This is a genomic window from Actinosynnema sp. ALI-1.44 (assembly GCF_001984155.1).
GTDB lineage: Bacteria > Actinomycetota > Actinomycetes > Mycobacteriales > Pseudonocardiaceae > Kibdelosporangium.
In genome coordinates this window covers 1,257,518-1,274,809 of record NZ_MTQO01000054.1, presented here as the reverse complement: position 1 = coordinate 1,274,809, position 17,292 = coordinate 1,257,518, and the positions used below count along the sequence as shown (strand labels likewise).

Annotated in this window: 18 protein-coding genes and 2 pseudogenes; 5 read left to right on the top strand and 15 right to left on the bottom strand. The window is 65.2% G+C overall.

Going from position 1 to position 17,292, the window contains the following annotated elements:
- Positions 1 to 1,043 precede the first annotated feature (1,043 nt).
- Both ALI144C_RS52755 and ALI144C_RS52750 read right to left on the bottom strand, forming a co-directional pair.
- Complete coding sequence (locus ALI144C_RS52755; protein WP_076994763.1) at positions 1,044 to 2,594, bottom strand: hypothetical protein; 1,551 nt, start codon at positions 2,592 to 2,594, stop codon at positions 1,044 to 1,046.
- A complete protein-coding gene (locus ALI144C_RS52750; protein WP_269086751.1) occupies positions 2,581 to 3,129 on the bottom strand; it encodes an RNA polymerase sigma factor in 549 nt (182 codons plus the stop codon). The genes ALI144C_RS52755 and ALI144C_RS52750 overlap by 14 nt, the downstream gene beginning before the upstream one ends.
- 703 nt (positions 3,130 to 3,832) lie before the next feature.
- Here ALI144C_RS52750 and ALI144C_RS52745 point away from each other — a divergent pair.
- The gene (locus ALI144C_RS52745) at positions 3,833 to 5,023 is read left to right on the top strand and encodes a Fic family protein (protein WP_083754133.1); all 1,191 of its coding nucleotides are present in this window, start codon (positions 3,833 to 3,835) and stop codon (positions 5,021 to 5,023) included.
- A gap of 212 nt (positions 5,024 to 5,235) precedes the next feature.
- Here the strand turns inward: ALI144C_RS52745 and ALI144C_RS52740 are convergent, their stop codons facing one another.
- Entirely contained in the window at positions 5,236 to 6,117 is an 882-nt protein-coding gene (locus ALI144C_RS52740; RefSeq protein WP_076994760.1) for a tetratricopeptide repeat protein, read from the bottom strand.
- 314 nt (positions 6,118 to 6,431) lie between these two features.
- Between ALI144C_RS52740 and ALI144C_RS58275 the strand changes: the two are divergent.
- Positions 6,432 to 6,545, top strand: a pseudogene (locus ALI144C_RS58275) (transposase family protein); the annotation flags it as partial.
- A gap of 262 nt (positions 6,546 to 6,807) precedes the next feature.
- Here the strand turns inward: ALI144C_RS58275 and ALI144C_RS58270 are convergent.
- From ALI144C_RS58270 to ALI144C_RS52685, 11 genes and pseudogenes are all read right to left on the bottom strand, one after another.
- Positions 6,808 to 7,101 (bottom strand): annotated as a pseudogene (locus ALI144C_RS58270) (6-pyruvoyl trahydropterin synthase family protein); the annotation flags it as partial.
- Complete coding sequence (locus tag ALI144C_RS52730; protein WP_076994758.1) at positions 7,101 to 7,922, bottom strand: phosphotransferase; 822 nt, start codon at positions 7,920 to 7,922, stop codon at positions 7,101 to 7,103. The pseudogene ALI144C_RS58270 and the gene ALI144C_RS52730, both read right to left, overlap by 1 nt.
- Entirely contained in the window at positions 7,919 to 8,815 is an 897-nt protein-coding gene (locus tag ALI144C_RS52725; protein ID WP_237774732.1) for an inositol monophosphatase family protein, read from the bottom strand. The genes ALI144C_RS52730 and ALI144C_RS52725 overlap by 4 nt, the downstream gene beginning before the upstream one ends.
- 14 nt (positions 8,816 to 8,829) lie before the next feature.
- Positions 8,830 to 9,171, bottom strand: a complete 342-nt coding sequence (locus ALI144C_RS52720; RefSeq protein ID WP_076994756.1) for a hypothetical protein — start codon at positions 9,169 to 9,171, stop codon at positions 8,830 to 8,832.
- A gap of 61 nt (positions 9,172 to 9,232) precedes the next feature.
- Complete coding sequence (locus ALI144C_RS52715; protein ID WP_076994755.1) at positions 9,233 to 9,667, bottom strand: NUDIX domain-containing protein; 435 nt, start codon at positions 9,665 to 9,667, stop codon at positions 9,233 to 9,235.
- Positions 9,668 to 9,755: 88 nt separating this feature from the next.
- Entirely contained in the window at positions 9,756 to 10,463 is a 708-nt protein-coding gene (locus ALI144C_RS52710) for a 7-carboxy-7-deazaguanine synthase QueE (protein ID WP_168211567.1), read from the bottom strand.
- Between the two features lie 11 nt (positions 10,464 to 10,474).
- Entirely contained in the window at positions 10,475 to 11,038 is a 564-nt protein-coding gene (locus ALI144C_RS52705; RefSeq protein ID WP_083754131.1) for a 6-pyruvoyl trahydropterin synthase family protein, read from the bottom strand.
- Positions 11,039 to 11,330: 292 nt separating this feature from the next.
- Positions 11,331 to 11,732 (bottom strand): RNA polymerase-binding protein RbpA, encoded by a 402-nt coding sequence (locus tag ALI144C_RS52700; RefSeq protein ID WP_076994753.1) that lies wholly within the window; start codon positions 11,730 to 11,732, stop codon positions 11,331 to 11,333.
- Positions 11,733 to 11,996, bottom strand: coding sequence for a helix-turn-helix domain-containing protein (locus ALI144C_RS57050; protein ID WP_168211566.1), 264 nt, complete (start codon positions 11,994 to 11,996; stop codon positions 11,733 to 11,735).
- An 18-nt stretch (positions 11,997 to 12,014) separates the two neighbouring features.
- Positions 12,015 to 12,269, bottom strand: coding sequence for a hypothetical protein (locus ALI144C_RS52690; RefSeq protein ID WP_076994751.1), 255 nt, complete (start codon positions 12,267 to 12,269; stop codon positions 12,015 to 12,017).
- A complete protein-coding gene (locus ALI144C_RS52685; RefSeq protein ID WP_076994750.1) occupies positions 12,266 to 12,886 on the bottom strand; it encodes a hypothetical protein in 621 nt (206 codons plus the stop codon). The genes ALI144C_RS52690 and ALI144C_RS52685 overlap by 4 nt, the downstream gene beginning before the upstream one ends.
- Before the next feature lie 300 nt (positions 12,887 to 13,186).
- On the opposite strand from ALI144C_RS52685, the gene ALI144C_RS57045 reads away from it, so the two are divergent.
- From ALI144C_RS57045 to ALI144C_RS52670, 3 genes are all read left to right on the top strand, one after another.
- Entirely contained in the window at positions 13,187 to 13,870 is a 684-nt protein-coding gene (locus tag ALI144C_RS57045; protein ID WP_076994749.1) for a helix-turn-helix transcriptional regulator, read from the top strand.
- Positions 13,871 to 14,344: 474 nt separating this feature from the next.
- Positions 14,345 to 15,832: a group II intron reverse transcriptase/maturase gene (ltrA, locus tag ALI144C_RS52675; protein WP_202819247.1), complete on the top strand. Its 1,488-nt coding sequence runs from the start codon at positions 14,345 to 14,347 to the stop codon at positions 15,830 to 15,832.
- 158 nt (positions 15,833 to 15,990) lie between these two features.
- A complete protein-coding gene (locus ALI144C_RS52670) occupies positions 15,991 to 16,629 on the top strand; it encodes a hypothetical protein (RefSeq protein WP_076994748.1) in 639 nt (212 codons plus the stop codon).
- Positions 16,630 to 16,640: 11 nt separating this feature from the next.
- Here ALI144C_RS52670 and ALI144C_RS52665 read toward each other — a convergent pair whose 3' ends face one another.
- Entirely contained in the window at positions 16,641 to 17,285 is a 645-nt protein-coding gene (locus tag ALI144C_RS52665) for an HAD family hydrolase (protein ID WP_076994747.1), read from the bottom strand.
- Positions 17,286 to 17,292: the final 7 nt, after the last annotated feature.

Here is a 17,292-nt window from a genome sequence, read left to right as displayed (position 1 = left end):
GCTGCGGCGCTGCTGGGTGACGCCGATGTCACGCCGGTGACGTTGCGATCCTCGCTGGTCCTCGCGAACCAGCGCTGCCCTGCCTGACCAGGACACACTTATGCAACAGCACCAGCAAGCACCACGCAACATCCACGTACAGAGTCAACACGCCGCACCGAGCCTCGGAACCGACCGGCGTGTCGACACGCACTTGATGTACCTAGATCAACACTGTAAACCCCGAGTCCGAGCCGTCGGGGGCCTCACCATCGACTTCAGCAGACCGCCGCTGTCAACCTCGATGCCCTCGCCACTGCCCCGGGGCTTCTGCGGATAAACGGCTCGTCACCAGTGTCGTCAACGGCCGCGACATCTGAGCAGCAAATCTGATAACCGCCCCGACCACATTGACCACGTTGCTCGGGCTGGCCAACTCGATGGATCGCAGCGTCCTGCTCACCGCTGCATGTGTCGCCGAACGTCACCCCCGGCCCCCTCCCGGACACCGAGATCGCCGGATGGCGGTCCGTCACAGCAGAACCAGGATCTCGGTGTGCATGCAGCGATTCAGCACGTATCCGATCCAGGTGTGCACGAGTGGGTCTTCGGTTGCTTCTGCTGCCTGCCATGCGACCTTCACGCGAGCTGCGGCGTCCCTCCCGGTCTCCGTCTGAACCTAAGCCACCTCAGCTAATGGTCGTCCTTAAAGGTCAAAAGCGTTGATGGGGATGGGTGATCACGGCGGTGGGTGGGTCGAGGCGGCCGGTCAGGCCGTCATGGCCGGGTTGCGCAGTTGGGTGATGCCTTGGTTAGCGTGCCAGATGCCGTCGCGTTTGCGCGGCAGTTGCACAGGATGTTACAGGACTTCATGTGTGCCACGGCGTGCTCGACCCGTGCGCGGACGCTCTTGTGAACGGCATTGAGGTCTTTCCATTGCGGCAGGGGCGGTTGTCCCTTCCGGGAATTGCGGTACGGCATGATCACCTCTGTGTCTTGGTCGCCGCCGTCTGACAGATCTAGGTTTTTGACCGGCGCAAGTAGAGTGCCACCGACGGCAGAGCTCAACTGGCGCGGTCCAAGAGCCGTTCGGCTATGCGGTTGGCGAGCATGCGGGCGGTAGGGTGCGCGTGTTGTTCCGCGTCACGTTTGAGGGTACTGAACTCGCCGTCCAAGCCGCGTGACACAACGTTGTCAGCTGTGTCAAGCGCTTGATAGCCCGTGTGTCTGGCTGCCGTGATGTCATCGCTCGCCAGATGGCTTCCGGACATGGCGGTGAAGATGAACGTGCGGCTGCGCGCTTGGCTTGGCTCGCAGACGTCTAGGGCCGCGGTGAGCAGTCGGATAGCGGACGGCGCGTGGCGTGCGTCGGTGTGACGGGCGAGGGCCGCGTGCGCGGATCCTGCAGTGGCCAGCAGTGCATCGGCGGTGACGTAGGTCGGTGCGCTTGGTTCAAGCAAGGGGGCGGACAGTTCGTCGCGCATGCGTCGCAACAGGTGTATGGCCTCGTCCTCGTTGCTCATGAGTCCGGCAACCCATGCTTGTGAGCCGACAGCCAGTGCGGTGAGTGTCGCGTCGCCGGTTTTTTCTGCCGCGATCTCGCCGAGTTGGAAGTACTTCAGCGCCTCGTGGGGCGCGTCGCTGTGGAGGTACATTCTCCCCGCGCGCCAGAGGACATGCGCGAGGATGCCGTTGTTTCCGGTATGGCTCAACAGGTCCAGCGCCCTCGTGAAGTGCAGGCGCGCAGAGGCGATCAGGTTGGCGTCGAAGGAGACCCAGCCCGCCAGGGTGTGCAAGTCGGCAAGCGCGGTGCGGAGTCGTTTCCGGATGTCCTCGGCGCCTTGCCCGGCGAGCATAGGCTCGGCCCAGCCCAGTTGAGTCAGTACCGCTGACCGAACGTTCGCGCCGCCGTACTGATAGTCCAATGTCCGCAGCGCTCGCGTGGCCGCCTCGGTCTGACGCACATCCCAGAGTGTGACTGGGCGGCCTTCCCACTGCGGGTGCGCACCGATTGACCATGGCAACTCTGACGCCGTCCAGAACGATTCCAGAGCGGTGGCACCGAGTGTGATCGCGGTGGCGTGAGCCAGGAACTGGTCACGTTCGGCTTGGTCCTCTCGCGTGAGGAAGGGTGGCCGAGACAGAAGCGGCCTGGGGTTGACCCGCGCCGTGACTCGGGCCTGACCGTGATGTCGCTGCTGGTCGATCATGTCTCGCCGGTCACGGCATCGATGGGCCAGCTCGGCCGCCTCACCGAATCCATCCGCTGCCGCGACAGCGCACCACCGCAGTGCGTTGGTGTAGTCGCCTAGGTCGACCAAGACTTCCGCCAGCTGCACAGAGGCGTCGCCGATCTGTTGATCGGCGGCGATGAGCAGCTGGTGAGCCGCTTCTGTCAGGTCACCGCGGCTGCGCGCGTCCACTCCCGCCTGGTAGGCGCGTTCGAGCGCCGCGTGTAGCTCGATGTCGCTATCGAGCTTCTCTGTGTCGGCGGTTGTGCTGGTGACGGTCTCGTACCTTGTTTCGACTTGGCGTAGTTTTCGACGTACGTCCAGCGCGCATGCCGGTGCCGCGATGCTCGCAGCGGCGGCGCGCAGACGTTCATTCAGGTTCATGAGATTCTCCCTGAGTGGCCACGTCCGATGTGCTGAGCAGACGATGAAGATGTTGATGGGCGTGGGTCAGGTGGGATCTCACGGTGGAGTCAGCGATGTGCAGGATCGAGGCCACCTCGCTGATGCTGTGGCCGCCAAGGTCATGCAGTGCCACGACTTCGGCACGTCGCTGCGGAAGCGAGCGGACAGCGGCGTACAGCTCGTCTCGCAGCACGATGTCCTCGGCGTGGTCGTTGATCCGAGTGCGGATGGTGTCCAGGTCCGACACGTCAAGCGGCTGCTCTCGTGGGCGTTGATCACGTCGCAGTTTGCGCAGTGCCACCTTGACCACCCACGCCTCGGGTTTGTCGTACGTCGCGAGCTCGTTCCAGCGGTGCTTGGCCAGTAGGAAGGCTTCCTGTGCGCAGTCGTCGGCCGTTCGCGTATCTCCGGTGAGTACGGCGAGCGTTCGGCTCACCGACGGAAAGCACCGGGTGTAGAACTCCTCGAATCGGCTCTCGGGCCCGTCGGCCGCGGACGCGGAATCAGATCGCACGGACGACCAGGCGCCGGAGTTGCCACTCACCTGGTCGCCCGCGGCGACGTCACCGGCCAGTGCGCCGTCGGCTGGTGGACGTGCGCACGCGGGCGGTGGCGCACGTGGGCTTGTTCGTTGCGCACGGAAGTACCCCTCAGCTGACCAAGTGTGGCTACATCGCAGCCAACGTCACTCTTCACAGGCGCGCACCACAGTGGAACGCTGAACACGTTCGCCACGTTCACGCGAAAGAGTGACACTGTAGGCCCAGACAACGTGATTTGAGCGGGATGGTCGTCGGCCCGCGGGAATCCCGCTGGGACGGTCCTCTTGGACGCAGCAGGCGAACGCGAGTTCGGCACGATGCCATCCTCAGCGGGAAACCGCATTTTCACGTGATCACACAGCGGCGAACAGGTACCTGACCAGGTGAACCCGTATCGTGGTACTCCGCCACGTTCCGTACCGCACTGGCGTCGATTTCCGGCGACAGTCTCATGGCGACGGTGCGCGAAGATGTCGATCGCGAACCACACTGCGATGGCACGAGCACCGGAAACGTCGATTGCCTGGTGATCAACGAACCTACGTAACTCGTGGGGTGTAACGAATCCCAAACGGACTAACCGTTGATAGTTGATCTTTGTGAAGACAACTGAAGTGCGCTCATCCTTGGTTCACTTGTTGCCTCACTGGTCGGTATGTGCGTATCTTTTCGAGCATGCAGGTTCGACCCATGCCCGATGGGCAGTGGGCGCCCGTTCCCGACATCCCCGGTGTTCCCGAGGTTCTTTGTCGTGAAGGCGCCTTTGTGCCGCCGCCATTGCCATTGGATCTCACACTGCCGTCGACGACCTACCGTCGCGCGGCCGAGGCCGAGCATGTGCTGGGCCGATTGGATGAGGCGGCCAAACGGCTCCGCGCACCGCAAGGCCTGGTGCGCTCGACCCAGGTGCGCGACGCCCAGAGCTCAGCCAGCCTCGGCGGCCTTCACCTTGGCCTTGAGGAGGTATTGGCCGCGGATCTGTTGGCCTCGCAGAGTTCCCCGCGACGCCCCGATCTGATCCCGCGGGTCACGCGCTACTTGCAGGCCTACGACCACGGCATCGACCGTGTCCGCGCCGGTGCCCGCGTCGACGCGACCTTGATGAGCGAGCTCAGCGCGATCATGACCGGACAAGCCGGGCGCGCCGTGTCCGACGTCCTGCGCACCGAACACGGCCTACTGGGCGGCGGTATCACCGGGCCGTATCTACTGACAGCGATCGGGCCGCATCTGCTCGATCGGCTGGAGCAGTTGTCGGACTGGGCCGAAAACGACAAAGGCCAGCCCAGGGTCGCCCAGCTCGCCATCGCCCACTACCAACTGGAGGTACTGCAACCCTTCCCGACAGCCAATGGGCACGTAGCCCGCGGATTCAGCATGCTGCAACTGATACGCCAACGCCTACTGCACAGCCAAATACTCCCGTTGTCAGTCTGGCTCGATGACACCCTGGACGAGTACCAGGAACAAGTCCGCGCGGTGGTCGACACCGGCCTGATCCACAACTGGGTCGACTACTTCTCCACCGCCATCCGCGACCAGGCCAACGCGCAACTCAACCTGATCAGCAGACTAGACGAACTGGCCGTCGAGTTTGCCGACAGGGCACCGAAGTCCGGGAAAATCCTTCAGGTGATCGCCGACCTGATCAGCTATCCAGTGATCAACCACCGAGCGATCGAGGAGCGGTACAAGGTAACGACGAAATACGCCACCGACCTCACCCGCCGCCTGATCGACCTGGACATCCTCGCGATCTGGGAAACCCCTCGGTACGACCAGATCTTTCTGTGCGAGCCCGCGCTTGACCTGCTCAACCTGAACGAGGAGACCAGGGCCGACGATCAACGCGACGCCACGCGCTGACCAGACACCTGTCTCACCTTCTCCGGCCGTACCCCACCGACCGAAGGATCACTAACCGCACATGACTCGCCGTCACAAGCATCGCCGAGCCTCTACACCATATCGCACGTCCCGGTGCCGCCATGCGCGATGTCGTCGCCGTCGCCAGTCCAGCTTTCTCGCGGCGCTGAAGCCGTGGGTAACGGTCCTCATCCAGATCGCGTTCGCCGTGATCAGCCCGTTGTTTCGTGATTGATCGGGGGCAGCACGCCATCTAGGGGCGTATCAAGAAGTTCACGGATTCGATCCGCCTCATCCTCGTCCACGTCGACCACGAATTGAAGCGCGCCACTGAACTGGCGCCGCGCCGAGGAGGGCGAGCCAGACAGCCACAAGGATCGGCCCAGCAGTATCCGCACGTCGGCGTGCTGCTGGGCCGTGGTCTGCGGCAGCTCATCGAACGCGTCCCGCGCCCTGGTCAGGTAGTCAACGGCTGTGTCTGGGCGGTTCGCCTGCAACATCACCACACCCAGATGCCGCAGATCGTGCGCGACCTCGATCGTTCGGCCATGACGCACATCGACAGCGAGCCGCCGGGACGCGCAGTCGATCACACGGTTGAGCCGGCCGCGCGCCTGAAAGGTTCGGGCCAGCGCGTTCAACGCGCTGACGTGCCCGTCTGGGTCATCCAGTCGCCGCCAGATCGCCAACTCTCGCATGCCCTCGGTTTCCGCGATCCGATGATCACCTCGCTCCAAGAACAGGGCAGCGCTCCTGCGGAAAACTGTTGCCATGGTGCGAGAATTCGGCAAGCTGGCCTTCAGCCTCCGCCCGCAGTCACGCAGCGCGTCGCACCACGCCGCGTCTGTCGACGCGGGAATGACCGCCCAGATCCGCGCCAACAACCGTGCCGCTGTGTCGGGATCGCCATTGGTCACCGCTTCCTGAGCGGTAGCGAGGATCTGCTCCCGGTTGTCGTTGAACCATCCTGCGACATCCTCGCCGGTGACAAACGGGGAAGCACCCGCCGTGTTCTCCAGGTCGTCCTCATCGTCGGCAAGATCATGGCCAAGTGCACGCCGCGCGTGGAGCGTGTCCTGCAGAAGTACTGACACTGCATGCCCTGGCTCCCCGCTCACCAGCACCTCTCTCCTCACCGGGTATCGATTCGATCATCACTTGTGCTGTCTCGTCTACAGCTCCATCGCGATCCATCGCCGCGAATTACGTGTCATGATCATCAGTATCCACCATTCGGGTGACATCGTGGTACCGCCAACCTTGTGCCGTGCACGCTCCCACGAGTGACAGGAACACTCCCATCCGGTCACGTCCCCGTAACCACCGCCACGTCGCGCTTCCCTATCAGGCACAACATCGAGCGATTCGGAATGGTTGTCCCGGGCCAGCAGTGGCGGCTGGCCCGGCCGATCGGGTGCTGCTGGTGGCGACCTAGTGGCGAACGAATCTGACCATGCGGCAGCTCGGCCCACTGTTCGGGATCTCGCACTCCCCTGTGCATCGGGTGGTCGACTCGCTCGGCCGGTCGAGGCATCAAGGCGCGGTACGGAACCGTCGATGGGCAGGAGGAGGAAGCATTCACGGCGGAAGGCGGGGCCGCCAAGGTCAACGGCTCGTAGACGGCGGTGTTGAGCCGCGTCTCGCGGACCAGAATCCGCTCGACTTGCGCCGCCAGCGCGAGGAAGCCCGGCCGAGACGCTCTCGGCGACCCGACCACGTAAGACCGTGATGGCCTCCACGGTGGGCCACGGCAGCCCGTGGGCGAACTGCTCGGCAACGTCCGCTGGGCGCTCGGCCCCGAAGCAGAACACCCGACTGCCTTCCGCGATCAGCGGCTCGATCAGCCGGTCGCGCGCGCTGAGCATCATGGCGTGGTCGAGGTGCTCGTCGATCCACCGCCGCAGTCCGACCTTGAGCGCGCTGAACTCCACCACAGTCACCTCGGGACTCAGTTTCGGGGCGACCATCGTCACCGCGGTCGACCAGGAATGGCCGTGCAGGCTCACGCACTTGCCACCCAGGTGCGACAGTCCGTGCCCGGACTCGAACGAATGCTCGACGGTGATCTTGTGCACCATCAGGCGACCACCGTGCTCGACCAGTCGATCGACAAGGGCGATGGCGGCAGCATCACCTCGTGCATCTGCACTGAACCAAGCTCACTTTCCGCGAACTCCCAGTCCAGGGCGTAGATGGCGCTGATGACGTCGTGCCAATGCCAGTTGTCGAGGTTGCCGTCGCCGCAGGAAAACACGCATGGGGCCGGTTCGGCGAGCACGTTGGCGTCGCCGCGGTCATGCCAGGCCCCGCTCAGCGCGATCATGTCGCGGCTGAGCGATTCGTCGGCGCACTGGCTCAGCTGCTCCGGCCACGTGGTGGTGATGCGCCGGATGAAGTCCGTCGCTGAGTCCAGGCGGCCCAGGCTGGCGAACGGTCCGAGCGGAGCCTGGCGGATCTGGCCGAGGACGGTGACCATCGCCGGGAGGGCGGTGCTCGGCATGTCCAGCGCGGTGGTGAGCCGTCCGGGAACGAACCTCAAGCCGACGGCGGGCAGTTCGGGATGCGGGTCGTGCCACAACGCCGTGGACGTGGCGGTGACGCCGTGGTCGGCGAGGTGCCGCAAGGCTGTCCATTCACAGCGGGCGCGGTCGCGCTTGTCCGTGCGGTAGAGCTTGAGACACACCGGGCCGCGAGGGCTGCTCCAGCGGTAGACGCGGTTGTTCCGCCCGCCGGTGAGCTGGATCAATCCGTAGGCTGGCAAGTCCGCGCCCAACGCATCGGGTTGTTCTCGATGCAGGAGGCGCAACTCGGTCAGCAGGTCGTGCGGGATAGTGTCGCGGTGCAACGTCACGTGCTCCGGTTCGGTGTGCTCGGGCAGTAGCGCTCGCGCCGCGTTCACTGGGTGCCCGCCGGCTGTGGCCAGTAGGTTGTGTTGCGCGCGACCTCCATCATCGGCACAAGAGCCTCCGCGAGCGCGGGCGTGGTCGCCAGCGTGCAGCGCGAGCGGGTGGAGTGCGGGCTGCCGTCGGCGTCGAGGACGAGGGCGCCGGCTTCGCGCGCGATGATCGCTCCGGATGCAGTGTCCCAGGCGCGGTTGCCGAACAGGATACTGGCGTCGAGGGTGCCGTCGGCGACCCAGACCAGTTCGAGCGCGGTGGTGCCCAGGCGACGGACTCCTTGGGCTTGTCCAGTCAGACGCTGGTCGAGGTCGCCGCAGAGCCGGTCACGGGTGCTGGCGTCGGGGCCGCTGCCGTAGTCGCACATTCCGATGAGCGCGTTGCGGAGCCTGGCGGTCGTGGATACGGAGATCGGATCGCCGTCTCGGTATGCGCCTTCGCCCGTGAGGGCCCAGTAGCGGTGTCCCAGGAACGGGACAGCCGTGATGCCGGGCACTGGTTGGTCTTCGTGGACGAGGCCGAGGGCGATCGCGCACAACGGGCTGCCGTGGGAGAAGTTGATGGTGCTGTCGATCGGGTCGAGGACCCAGTAGGTGTTCTCGTCGCCAGAGGCTCCGTTTTCCTCTCCTACGAAGCCGACAGCCGGATCCCAGTCGCTCAGCCGGTCCCGGATGAGATTTTCGACGGCCACGTCGATGTTGGTCACGACATCGCGGTCGCCCTTGGTGGTGATGTGGGTCGGCCGGTGGCTCAGGGCATGGTGGACAGCGAGATCCATCGCGCGCTGCGCGACCGTAAGAGCGTCACCAAGACTGGGGAAGGGCATTGAAGAGCGTTCCTTGGGGTTCTGCTGATACGGACGTCGGACCAGAGGACCCAACAATTCGGTTCTCACGGCGGAGATCGGACTTACGCGGTTCGCGGCAGCGGGCCGCGCGCGATGACGAGCCGGGGCGCGAGGCGGTCACCGGGTGGGGGCAGGGCGATGAGGCCGTCGATGATCTCGTTGAGCGTGCCTTCTCGTTGCCAGGTGATGCCGCCGGTGTGGTCATTGCGGAGACCAGCGGCGTCGGTGGTGTAACGGACACGCAGCGCGTCCGCCCACCCTTCCGGCCAAGTCCGCACGCCATGCACCTCAACGATTTCGCCGTCGACGACGGTGGGCAGGAACAGCCAGCCCGCGCCGCGAAGGTCGATGAGCCGCTGCAGCTCAGGAAACTCGGTCAGGGCTGCTGCTTGTTCTGGGGTCATGAAGTGCTCACCGCGACCACGCGCACTGGGGGTTGGGCGGGGAACGCGACGTCGAGGCTGCTCATGGTGTCCACGCCCTCCAGGGGTGTTCGACCGACAGCGTGCCCGCGATCCGCCCGTCCCGGACCGCTTGAGGACGAAGGGCAGAGATTTCCTTTTCGCTGGCCCAGCGATGTGACTGCGCCGAGTCGATGACGACGTCGGCGTCGGCGAGCGTCACGTCGCACAGGAAGACCATCTCCGAAGTGGACGGCTCGCCGGGCACGCTGGTGCCGTGTTCGACAACTGCACAGAAGTCCAGCTCGGCGATGGTCGCGCCGAGCTGATCGAGCAGGGTTCTGCGAAGCGCCTGCTCGACGGGTTCACCAGCGCGGACCGTGCCACCGGGTAGCGCGTCGTGGCCTGGGTACTCCACGACGAGCAGGCGGTCGATCTGCCTGATGAGGGCGTAGACCCGGACGCGGGGGCCGTTGGCCGGGGTGTCGGGTTCGCCCATCGTGGACCGCCTGTCGCTAGGAGTTGTCTGGGGTGGCGAGCAACGCCGGGGCGCGAGCTTCCTGCCGGCGAACTCGGTTGTGGTGATGTCAGCGGCCACGGTCGTTCTCCCACAGCAGTGTGTGGAGCCGGGTCGACAGGTGCCAGCGGCGTGCCAGCACCGGATCGGCCAGCATCCGCATCCGCGCCAGGACGGTGGCGCTGTCCGTGCCCTCCGGCATGACCCAGACCGGGTGAAGGCCGTAGGTGTCGACTAGGTCCTGGATCTCGTCGAGGTCGTCAAGCTCTTGGACGACGAATTTCCAGATGGCTTTCCCGCTGTCGGCGAAGCCACGCAGCACTGCGGGGCGGATGCGTTGATGGCGACGCAGGCCCGAATGCGCGAGCTTCGGCGAGACGTTGAACCGTGTTACCGCCGAGGTGATCATGTCCGCCGGCGCGATGGCGCCGGATGTCTCGATCTCGATGTCGGTGGCCAACGCACGCTCGCGGATCGCGCATAGCAACCGCCCCACGACGTGCGGCTGCAGCAGTGGTTCACCGCCCGTGATGACCAGCAGGCCGGCCGGATCGGCGGCGAGCCAGGACGTAACGTCCTCGATCGAGAGGATTCGCTGTTCGGCAGCGACGTCGCAGCGAGTGGCGTCATGGGTTTGCGGGCTGTCACACCAGGCGCACGACAGGCGGCAGCCGAACAGTCGGATGAAATGCGCGTAGCGACCGGCGCTCGATCCCTCGCCTTGGAAGGTCGGGCCGAACGTTTCGTCGACGACAACGTACTGGTCCATATCGGACATAGCGGGTAGCTTCACGGTGCGTCCACCGGCCCGTAGGTCGCGGTGTTGAGATGGGTTTCGCGCACGAATACCTGGCCGATACGTGCATCGGGGGCGCAGGGCAGTGCGGCGAGAACGGCCTGGCTCACACGACGCAGCAACACCGCGACAGCTTCGACTGTCGGCCAGGCCAAATCGGTGGCCAGCAGCTCGGGATCCTTGACCGTCTCGTTGCCATTAGCGCCGAAGCGGAAGACTTTGCATTTCGCTGCGAGAAGGTGCGCAGCGAGCGGGTCGTGCACGCCGAGCATGGTGCCGTGATCGAGGTGGGTGTCCATCCATTGCCGGACTCCGGCTTTGAGGGCGCCGAACTCCACGACGGTGACATCGTCGCTCAGGGTCGGGGCGATCACCGACACCGCGACCCGCCAGGAATGTCCGTGCAGGCTGGTGCACTTGCCTCCCAGGTGTGGCAGGCGGTGCGCGGTTTCGAAGGTGTGCTCGATGGCGATCTGGTGGGCTGTCGGCGCGGGACCATCCGTCACGAGGTTCGCCGGGTAGGCGGTGGCGTGTTCGGTTGTCGCCGTGCCGTGCATCGTGAGCGCCGGATCCTTTCACCACGAGCGCGTTCCGCACGCGCGTACTCACCAGTGAAGACTGGGTGTGGCTGCGGCGGAAGACCGAGGGGGGAAGGAGGTGCCTTCCGCCGCAGTCCGGTCCAGTCAACGACGGGTGATCATCGTTATCCAGAGCGTGCGTGCGGCGTCGATGCGGCGTGGATGGGGCGTCGACCGAGCTGACCTGCGAAGCAGCATGAACGTCAGCGTTGACGCGCGACAGGTGTTCACCCGGTCAGGACCGAAAGGTAGCCCAGCTGGGCGGGACCGGTCAGCCGTCGTAGCGGAACGAATACTTCTTATCCCCAAGTTGCACAGACCCCGGTCGTGCGCCTCCCTGTCGACGGATTGCCGCGAGTGTGTCGGCGAGCAGAAGCTCCAGTTCGGCCACGCTGCGTCGTTCGTACAGCATCGTCAGGTGTGTCCGCGGGGGCTTGCCCTTGGCCACCGCCGAGGCGGAGGCAGCGGCGTTGATTCGGGCACAGTCTTCGACGCCATGCTGTCGACAGGTCCAACTCGTCGGCAGCTCCGCCTCCGGCGCGAAGGGCACAGTGAACTCGTGCCCGCGCTTGCACGCGAACTGGACGGTCACTCGCGCGACAGGCCCGGTGTAGCGGTCGGGTTCCACTGTGGTGTGCCCCCACCGGTAGCCGCGCAGAGTTCCTCTCGCCATCTACTCGGTTCCGATCTGCCGACGTGAGCGTACTGCCTCTGTGGTCTGGCTGAGCCGACGTTGAGGGCCGCCGCCGCGCGCCCGCAGTTGGACGCCAGACTCGGCCAGGATCCGGTGTACGAAGCCGTACGAGCGGCCAGTCAGCTTCGCCAAGGCGCGGATGCTGGCACCCTTTTCGTACTTCTTCTTCAAATCCGCGCGCATCCGGGTCCGCGCGGAACCTCTGATCTGCTTCCCCTTCTTGACTTTCTTTGCTGGGGTCACGATCGGCCGCCTTCCAGGTCAGGCGTCGCCGTTCGCCGTGGGACCGAAGACGAGGCGGTCAATGACCTCGCGGGCCGCCGGGAACTCGTAGGCGAAGGCGATGAGCACGGACGCCGGCCACAGCACCCCGAGGACGACCGTGAGGACCACGCATCGGGCGATATGGGAGCTGAGCTTCCCTGCGGACCAGGTACCGCGAGTGCGGCTCCAGACGACAGCGCCGATACCTACAGCCACGCCGATGTAGAGGATCGCCAGAATCGGGATGATCATTCGCTCGTAATTCCTTCCGTGTTCGCTTTTCCACAGTGGAAGTGTCCATACGCGACCTGCGCCGTCATCTCACCGAGTTCTTCCCTGAGTCTGAGGACTGTCTCGCGATCAGTTGCCGCGCCCGGTCCCGCGTCGGTGAAGAGGCCCAGCGCGTTGCTGTAGCAGCGATCAGCCTCCACGACGTTGCCGAGCTGGGTGTGCGCCCGGCCCATGACGGTGTTGGCGTGGCCTCGGTAGCGCGATGAACCGCAGGACGCCAAGGTGTTGCCGATCCGGTGCAGGGTGAACAGCGCGGCGTCCGGCTGCTGGGGCGCGACGTGGACCTCGCAAGGTAGGTGATCATTCGGACGTGGCCTGATTCGTCCCCCAGGGCCTCCATCAGGTCGCGGCTTCGCGCAGGTGCCAGGTGGCTCAGGGAAATCGGCGATCTCGGGGTGGGCGTATGCCTGGCCGATCCGTCGATGGCGCAGGGCGATGCTGCGGCGGTCGCCGCGTTGCTCGTCGAGCAGCAGGGCTCTGCCGAGATCCTCCAGCTCGGTTCGCGAGGCTCGGTCACCGATGCGCCTCGAGTACACCGACGGCGAGGCGAACAGGTGCCACCCTGCGGGAGTGGGCATTGCGGTGCGTCCCGGTGGCGCTCATGGTGATCCCGCTTTCACCACGACGTTGTTGTTGCGCGACATTGCCAAGGAGTGATTCATGTCCGGGAGAACAGTTGCCGAATACGAACGGGACAGGAATCGTGGCTCCCCGGTTCCGCTACGGTGTCGGTGTTGTCGAACGCCAGTAGATCGCCCGCTACCGTCGACCACCAGAGCGCACGTGGAGCGCCGATGAGGCGCTGATGCGGCGTTGACCCTCGTGAACAGGGTTAAACGAGCGAGTAGCGTGACAGCCGCACACCAGGAAGTGAGGAGATGGCAACTCAACGGTTCAGCCCGTTGGCCGACCGCCGCCATGCCGCTGGCTACACGCAGGAGATCTTCGCCGACAAGCTGGGTGTCGACCGAACCACCGTCGGCCGCTGGGAACGCGGTGTGCAGTCTCCCCAACCGTGGCAACGTCCCGACCTTGCCACAGCGCTGGACATCAGCCTAGATCATCTCGACGATCTGCTCCGGCGAACGAAACGGCACGCAAGTACATCCACCGCACCCCAGCCATTCCCGACGCCCGGTCCTTCATTCTCCCCGCCTCCCACTGACCGCCAGCCGGGACTGGTCAACGTGTTCTCTGGTGATGACGCGGTGCACGCCGCCATCCCGCGACTGCGGCGGGCGCTCGACAGCATCGATTTTCCCGACGACCGATCGACCCGTTCCTGCCTCGAACTCGCGGCCGAGGTCGCAGGAATGATCGAGCACCGTCTGCAGGCGCGCTATGACGAGATGGCGTGGCGTCTGCCCAGCCTGATTTCCGAGTTGGCGCGGGCACAGGCCGATGCCTGTCCCGATGTGCGCGACGCCTCCATGCTGTTGACCCTCGCCCTTCGGGCGGCCGACGGCGTGGCTTACAAGTTCGGCTACGTGCGCCACGAAGCGCTGTGTGATCGGGTGGAGGTGAGAGACCTTCACCGTTCTGTTGTCGCAGCAACAGGATAGAAGCTGGGGGCAGTCTGGACCAGGGAACGCTGGGACGGGCGGAAAGCGGCCCCGACAACGCCGGGACGTGTCGGCACTGCCAGACGGTGCGGGTCCGGCAAGCAAGGCCAGAAGGTACAGCGAAAGCGAACCAGTGATTGAAGCCCCGTAAGGCTTGTGCCGGCTCGAACCTGGCGGATCTGGGCCGGTGTGCAGTGCGCGGAACCTGTGTATCCGTGGTTCCGACTCCGGGAACGATGTAGCCGAGTGTTTCCGGAGACCACGTCGAAGGACTGCGGCGTAGGTGTGGTGATGCTGCCGGGGTAAAGCTGGGTGCCTCCCTGGCCGACCGATTGCATGGTGAACGTGGGAACCATTACGTGTTCTCCCATTGTCGGGCAGCCTGCCCGTGGGTGGGAAAGGCTCGTTGCCAGCCGATGGATGCGTAGTGGGGCGGAGGCCTCGTAGTAGTCCGAGCGCGCGAGAGGCGCGTACGTGGCGAAGGAGGCCAGCAAGTCAGCAGGGAAGGATGCTGGAATGCCCGAAGGGTCGTGGGTGAATACCGACGAACTGGACTACGCTGTAATACAGGCGCAGCACCGGGTACGGGAGATCCAGACCAAACTGCACCGTTGGGCGAACGACGATCCTCAACGCAGGTTTGACGATCTGTACAACCTCGTGGCCGACCCCGCGTTCCTGTTGGTTGCGTGGGATCGGGTGCGGGGCAACAAGGGCGCACGCACCGCCGGGATAGATGGCAGGACCGCCTACTCGGTGGAAGCGGAACTGGGCGTCGAGGTCTTCCTCGACAGAGTTCGGTCGCTGCTGAAGGACCGAACTTTCCGGTCGGTTGCGGTGCGGGAACGGATGATTCCCAAGGCGAACGGCAAGCTGCGTCGTCTCGGGATCCCGACCGTGACCGACCGGGTGGTCCAGGCGTCCTTGAAGCTGGTGCTTGAACCGATTTTTGAGGCGGACTTCCTCCCGTGTTCCTACGGGTTCCGCCCGAATCGCCGGGCCCATGACGCAGTCGCTGAGACTCGCTTCCTGGCCAAGCACTCCTATGAGTGGGTGGTGGAAGGCGATATCACGGCGTGTTTCGACGAGATCTCGCACTCGTCCTTAATGGGCAGAGTGCGATGTCGGGTTGGGGACAAGCGTGTTCTGGCTCTGGTGAAGGCGTTTCTCAAAGCCGGTATCCTCTCGCAGGATGGCGCGTCGCGAGACACCCACACTGGCACCCCGCAGGGTGGCATTCTCTCACCCGTATTAGCGAACATCGCTCTGTCGGTCCTGGACGAACATATCGCCGGGATCGCGGGTGGGGCGAACTCGACCCCGAAGCAACGATTTATCCGTCGACGGCAAGGGAAAGCCAACTATCGGCTGGTCCGGTATGCGGACGACTTCCTGGTCATGGTCAGCGGAACTCGTGATCATGCAGCGAGTATGCGGGCTGAGGTGGCCGAGGTTCTCGCGCCGATGGGTCTGCGCCTGTCGGTCGAGAAAACAAAGATCACCCACATCGACGAGGGCCTCGACTTCTTGGGGTGGCGCATCCAACGTCATCGCAAGCGAGGAACCACGAAGCACTACGTCTACACCTATCCGTCCAAAAAGGCCCTCCGGTCGGTGATGGTCAAGGTGAAGACACTGTGCCGCAAGAGCGTCAACCTGCCGTTACCGTTCCTTCTGCATAAGCTCAATCCGCTTCTGCGGGGATGGTGCGCCTACTTCCGGCCCGGTGTCTCTTACGCCACGTTCCAGTACTTGGCCCACTACACGTGGTGGACCGTTATGCGCTGGGCGCGGCGCAAACACCGCCGGATCACCTGGAAGACCGTGTTCCGACTCTATTGTGATCACGCACGATGGCCAACCAGCGACAAGGGACGATTGTTCAACCCCGTGACGGTCGGCACAACACGCTACCGATATCGAGGAACGGCAATCCCCAGTCCCTGGCCATCAAAGGGCTGAGGACCCGAAGACACGCAACGGGATTTGTGGAGAGCCCGGTGCTCAGCAATGGGCACGCCGGGTTCGGGAGGAGGTCCGGAGAAACGGACTGGCCGCAAGGCCAGCACCGCGCTCCGGGCCCACCTCACCTCGACCTCTCGGGCCGCATCATCGACCTCATGCGTGTGTCCGCTCTGGCAGCCGCGGACCCGCTGCTGGTGGCCGCCGTCGCCTACGTGCGCACCGAAACCTTCTTCGCCACTGGCGACCTGGCGTCGGCCTCGCGGCTGCTGATGGCCGCGGCGGACGATCTGTCGGCTGACCTCAGCGCGTCGGCGTCCTCCGCCGCGGCATTCGGTGCCCTGCACATGCGAGCCGCTGTCGTCGCCGGCCGCGCTGGCAAGCCCGACGCCGCGTGGGATCACCTCGGCGAGGCTCATCGAGCCGCCCGGCAGGTGCCTGAAGGTGTCTACTTCGGCACGGCCTTCGGACCGGCGTCGGTACGCATCCACGAGCTCGCGGTCGCCGTCGAGCTGGGCGACAGCCCAGCGGCGGTGGAGCGAGCGGCATCCTGGCACCCACCAAGTCATCTCCCTGCCGAACGGCGCTCGCACTACTACATCGACCTCGCCCGCGCCCAGCTGCGCCTCGGCCACCACCAGGACGCCTATCTCGGGCTGGAAGCCGCCCGTCGGGTCGCCCCCCAGCACGTTCGCGAGCACCCCCAGGTTCGGCAGACGCTGTCAGCGCTGCTGCGAACCCACGGGTCACCAGATGACCGCCTGTCGGAGTTGGCTGCCTGGGCTCGCGCGCGTTGACGGCTGCCGGGCTACCGATCAAGCAGAAGGGCGGGCAGCTCGGCGAGCGAGTCGATCACCCAATCGGCGCTATCCCTCACCACCGGGTCGTCGGCCCAGAGGTACCCCCATGGGCCACGCCGGATCAACGCGGCACGGAGACCGGCCGCCTTCGCGGGCAGCACGTCGTTGTCGCGGTGGTCACCGACATACACGATCTGGTCGGCCGCGCCAGGTGCGACCCCGACGACCCGTTCGAAGAAGCCGGGGTTCGGCTTCGCCACACCCCATTCGCCGGACGTGCCGACGTAGTCCACGGGCAAGTCCAATGCCCGCAGCAACTGAGCAGCTCGCGGGGTCTGGTTGCCGGCGACACCGACCCACAAACCTCCCGCGCGGAGGGCCGCCAGGCTGGGCCGTACGTCCGAGTACAGATCGCTGTCGTCGATCTGCTCCCCGCGCCCGGCCTCCTCCCGCAACTGTCGCTCACGGGCCAAGTCAAAGCCGGGGCGGAAGTACTCGAACGTCTCGGCGTTGTCCCGGCCCGCCGCCGTCACAGCGCCGAGCACGGTCGAAAACGTATGAGGAGACACCCCCACCCAGTCGGCCCACGCACGCCACTCACGTGAATCGTCCAGCAGAGTCTCACCCACGTCGAACACCACCGCGCTGACCATTCCCCCA

Bases quoted from the DNA above. Each gene is read 5' to 3' on its own strand.
- ALI144C_RS52685 (WP_076994750.1), bottom strand. From the start codon at position 12,886: ATGCCCACTCCCGCAGGGTGGCACCTGTTCGCCTCGCCGTCGGTGTAC.
- ALI144C_RS52690 (WP_076994751.1), bottom strand. From the start codon at position 12,269: ATGATCATCCCGATTCTGGCGATCCTCTACATCGGCGTGGCTGTAGGT.
- ALI144C_RS57045 (WP_076994749.1), top strand. From the start codon at position 13,187: ATGGCAACTCAACGGTTCAGCCCGTTGGCCGACCGCCGCCATGCCGCT.
- ALI144C_RS52670 (WP_076994748.1), top strand. From the start codon at position 15,991: ATGCGTGTGTCCGCTCTGGCAGCCGCGGACCCGCTGCTGGTGGCCGCC.
- ALI144C_RS52715 (WP_076994755.1), bottom strand. From the start codon at position 9,667: ATGGGCGAACCCGACACCCCGGCCAACGGCCCCCGCGTCCGGGTCTAC.
- ALI144C_RS52720 (WP_076994756.1), bottom strand. From the start codon at position 9,171: ATGACCCCAGAACAAGCAGCAGCCCTGACCGAGTTTCCTGAGCTGCAG.
- ALI144C_RS52665 (WP_076994747.1), bottom strand. From the start codon at position 17,285: ATGGTCAGCGCGGTGGTGTTCGACGTGGGTGAGACTCTGCTGGACGAT.
- ALI144C_RS52700 (WP_076994753.1), bottom strand. From the start codon at position 11,732: ATGGCGAGAGGAACTCTGCGCGGCTACCGGTGGGGGCACACCACAGTG.
- ALI144C_RS52745 (WP_083754133.1), top strand. From the start codon at position 3,833: ATGCAGGTTCGACCCATGCCCGATGGGCAGTGGGCGCCCGTTCCCGAC.
- ALI144C_RS52710 (WP_168211567.1), bottom strand. From the start codon at position 10,463: ATGTCCGATATGGACCAGTACGTTGTCGTCGACGAAACGTTCGGCCCG.
- ALI144C_RS52755 (WP_076994763.1), bottom strand. From the start codon at position 2,594: ATGAACCTGAATGAACGTCTGCGCGCCGCCGCTGCGAGCATCGCGGCA.
- ALI144C_RS52705 (WP_083754131.1), bottom strand. From the start codon at position 11,038: ATGCACGGCACGGCGACAACCGAACACGCCACCGCCTACCCGGCGAAC.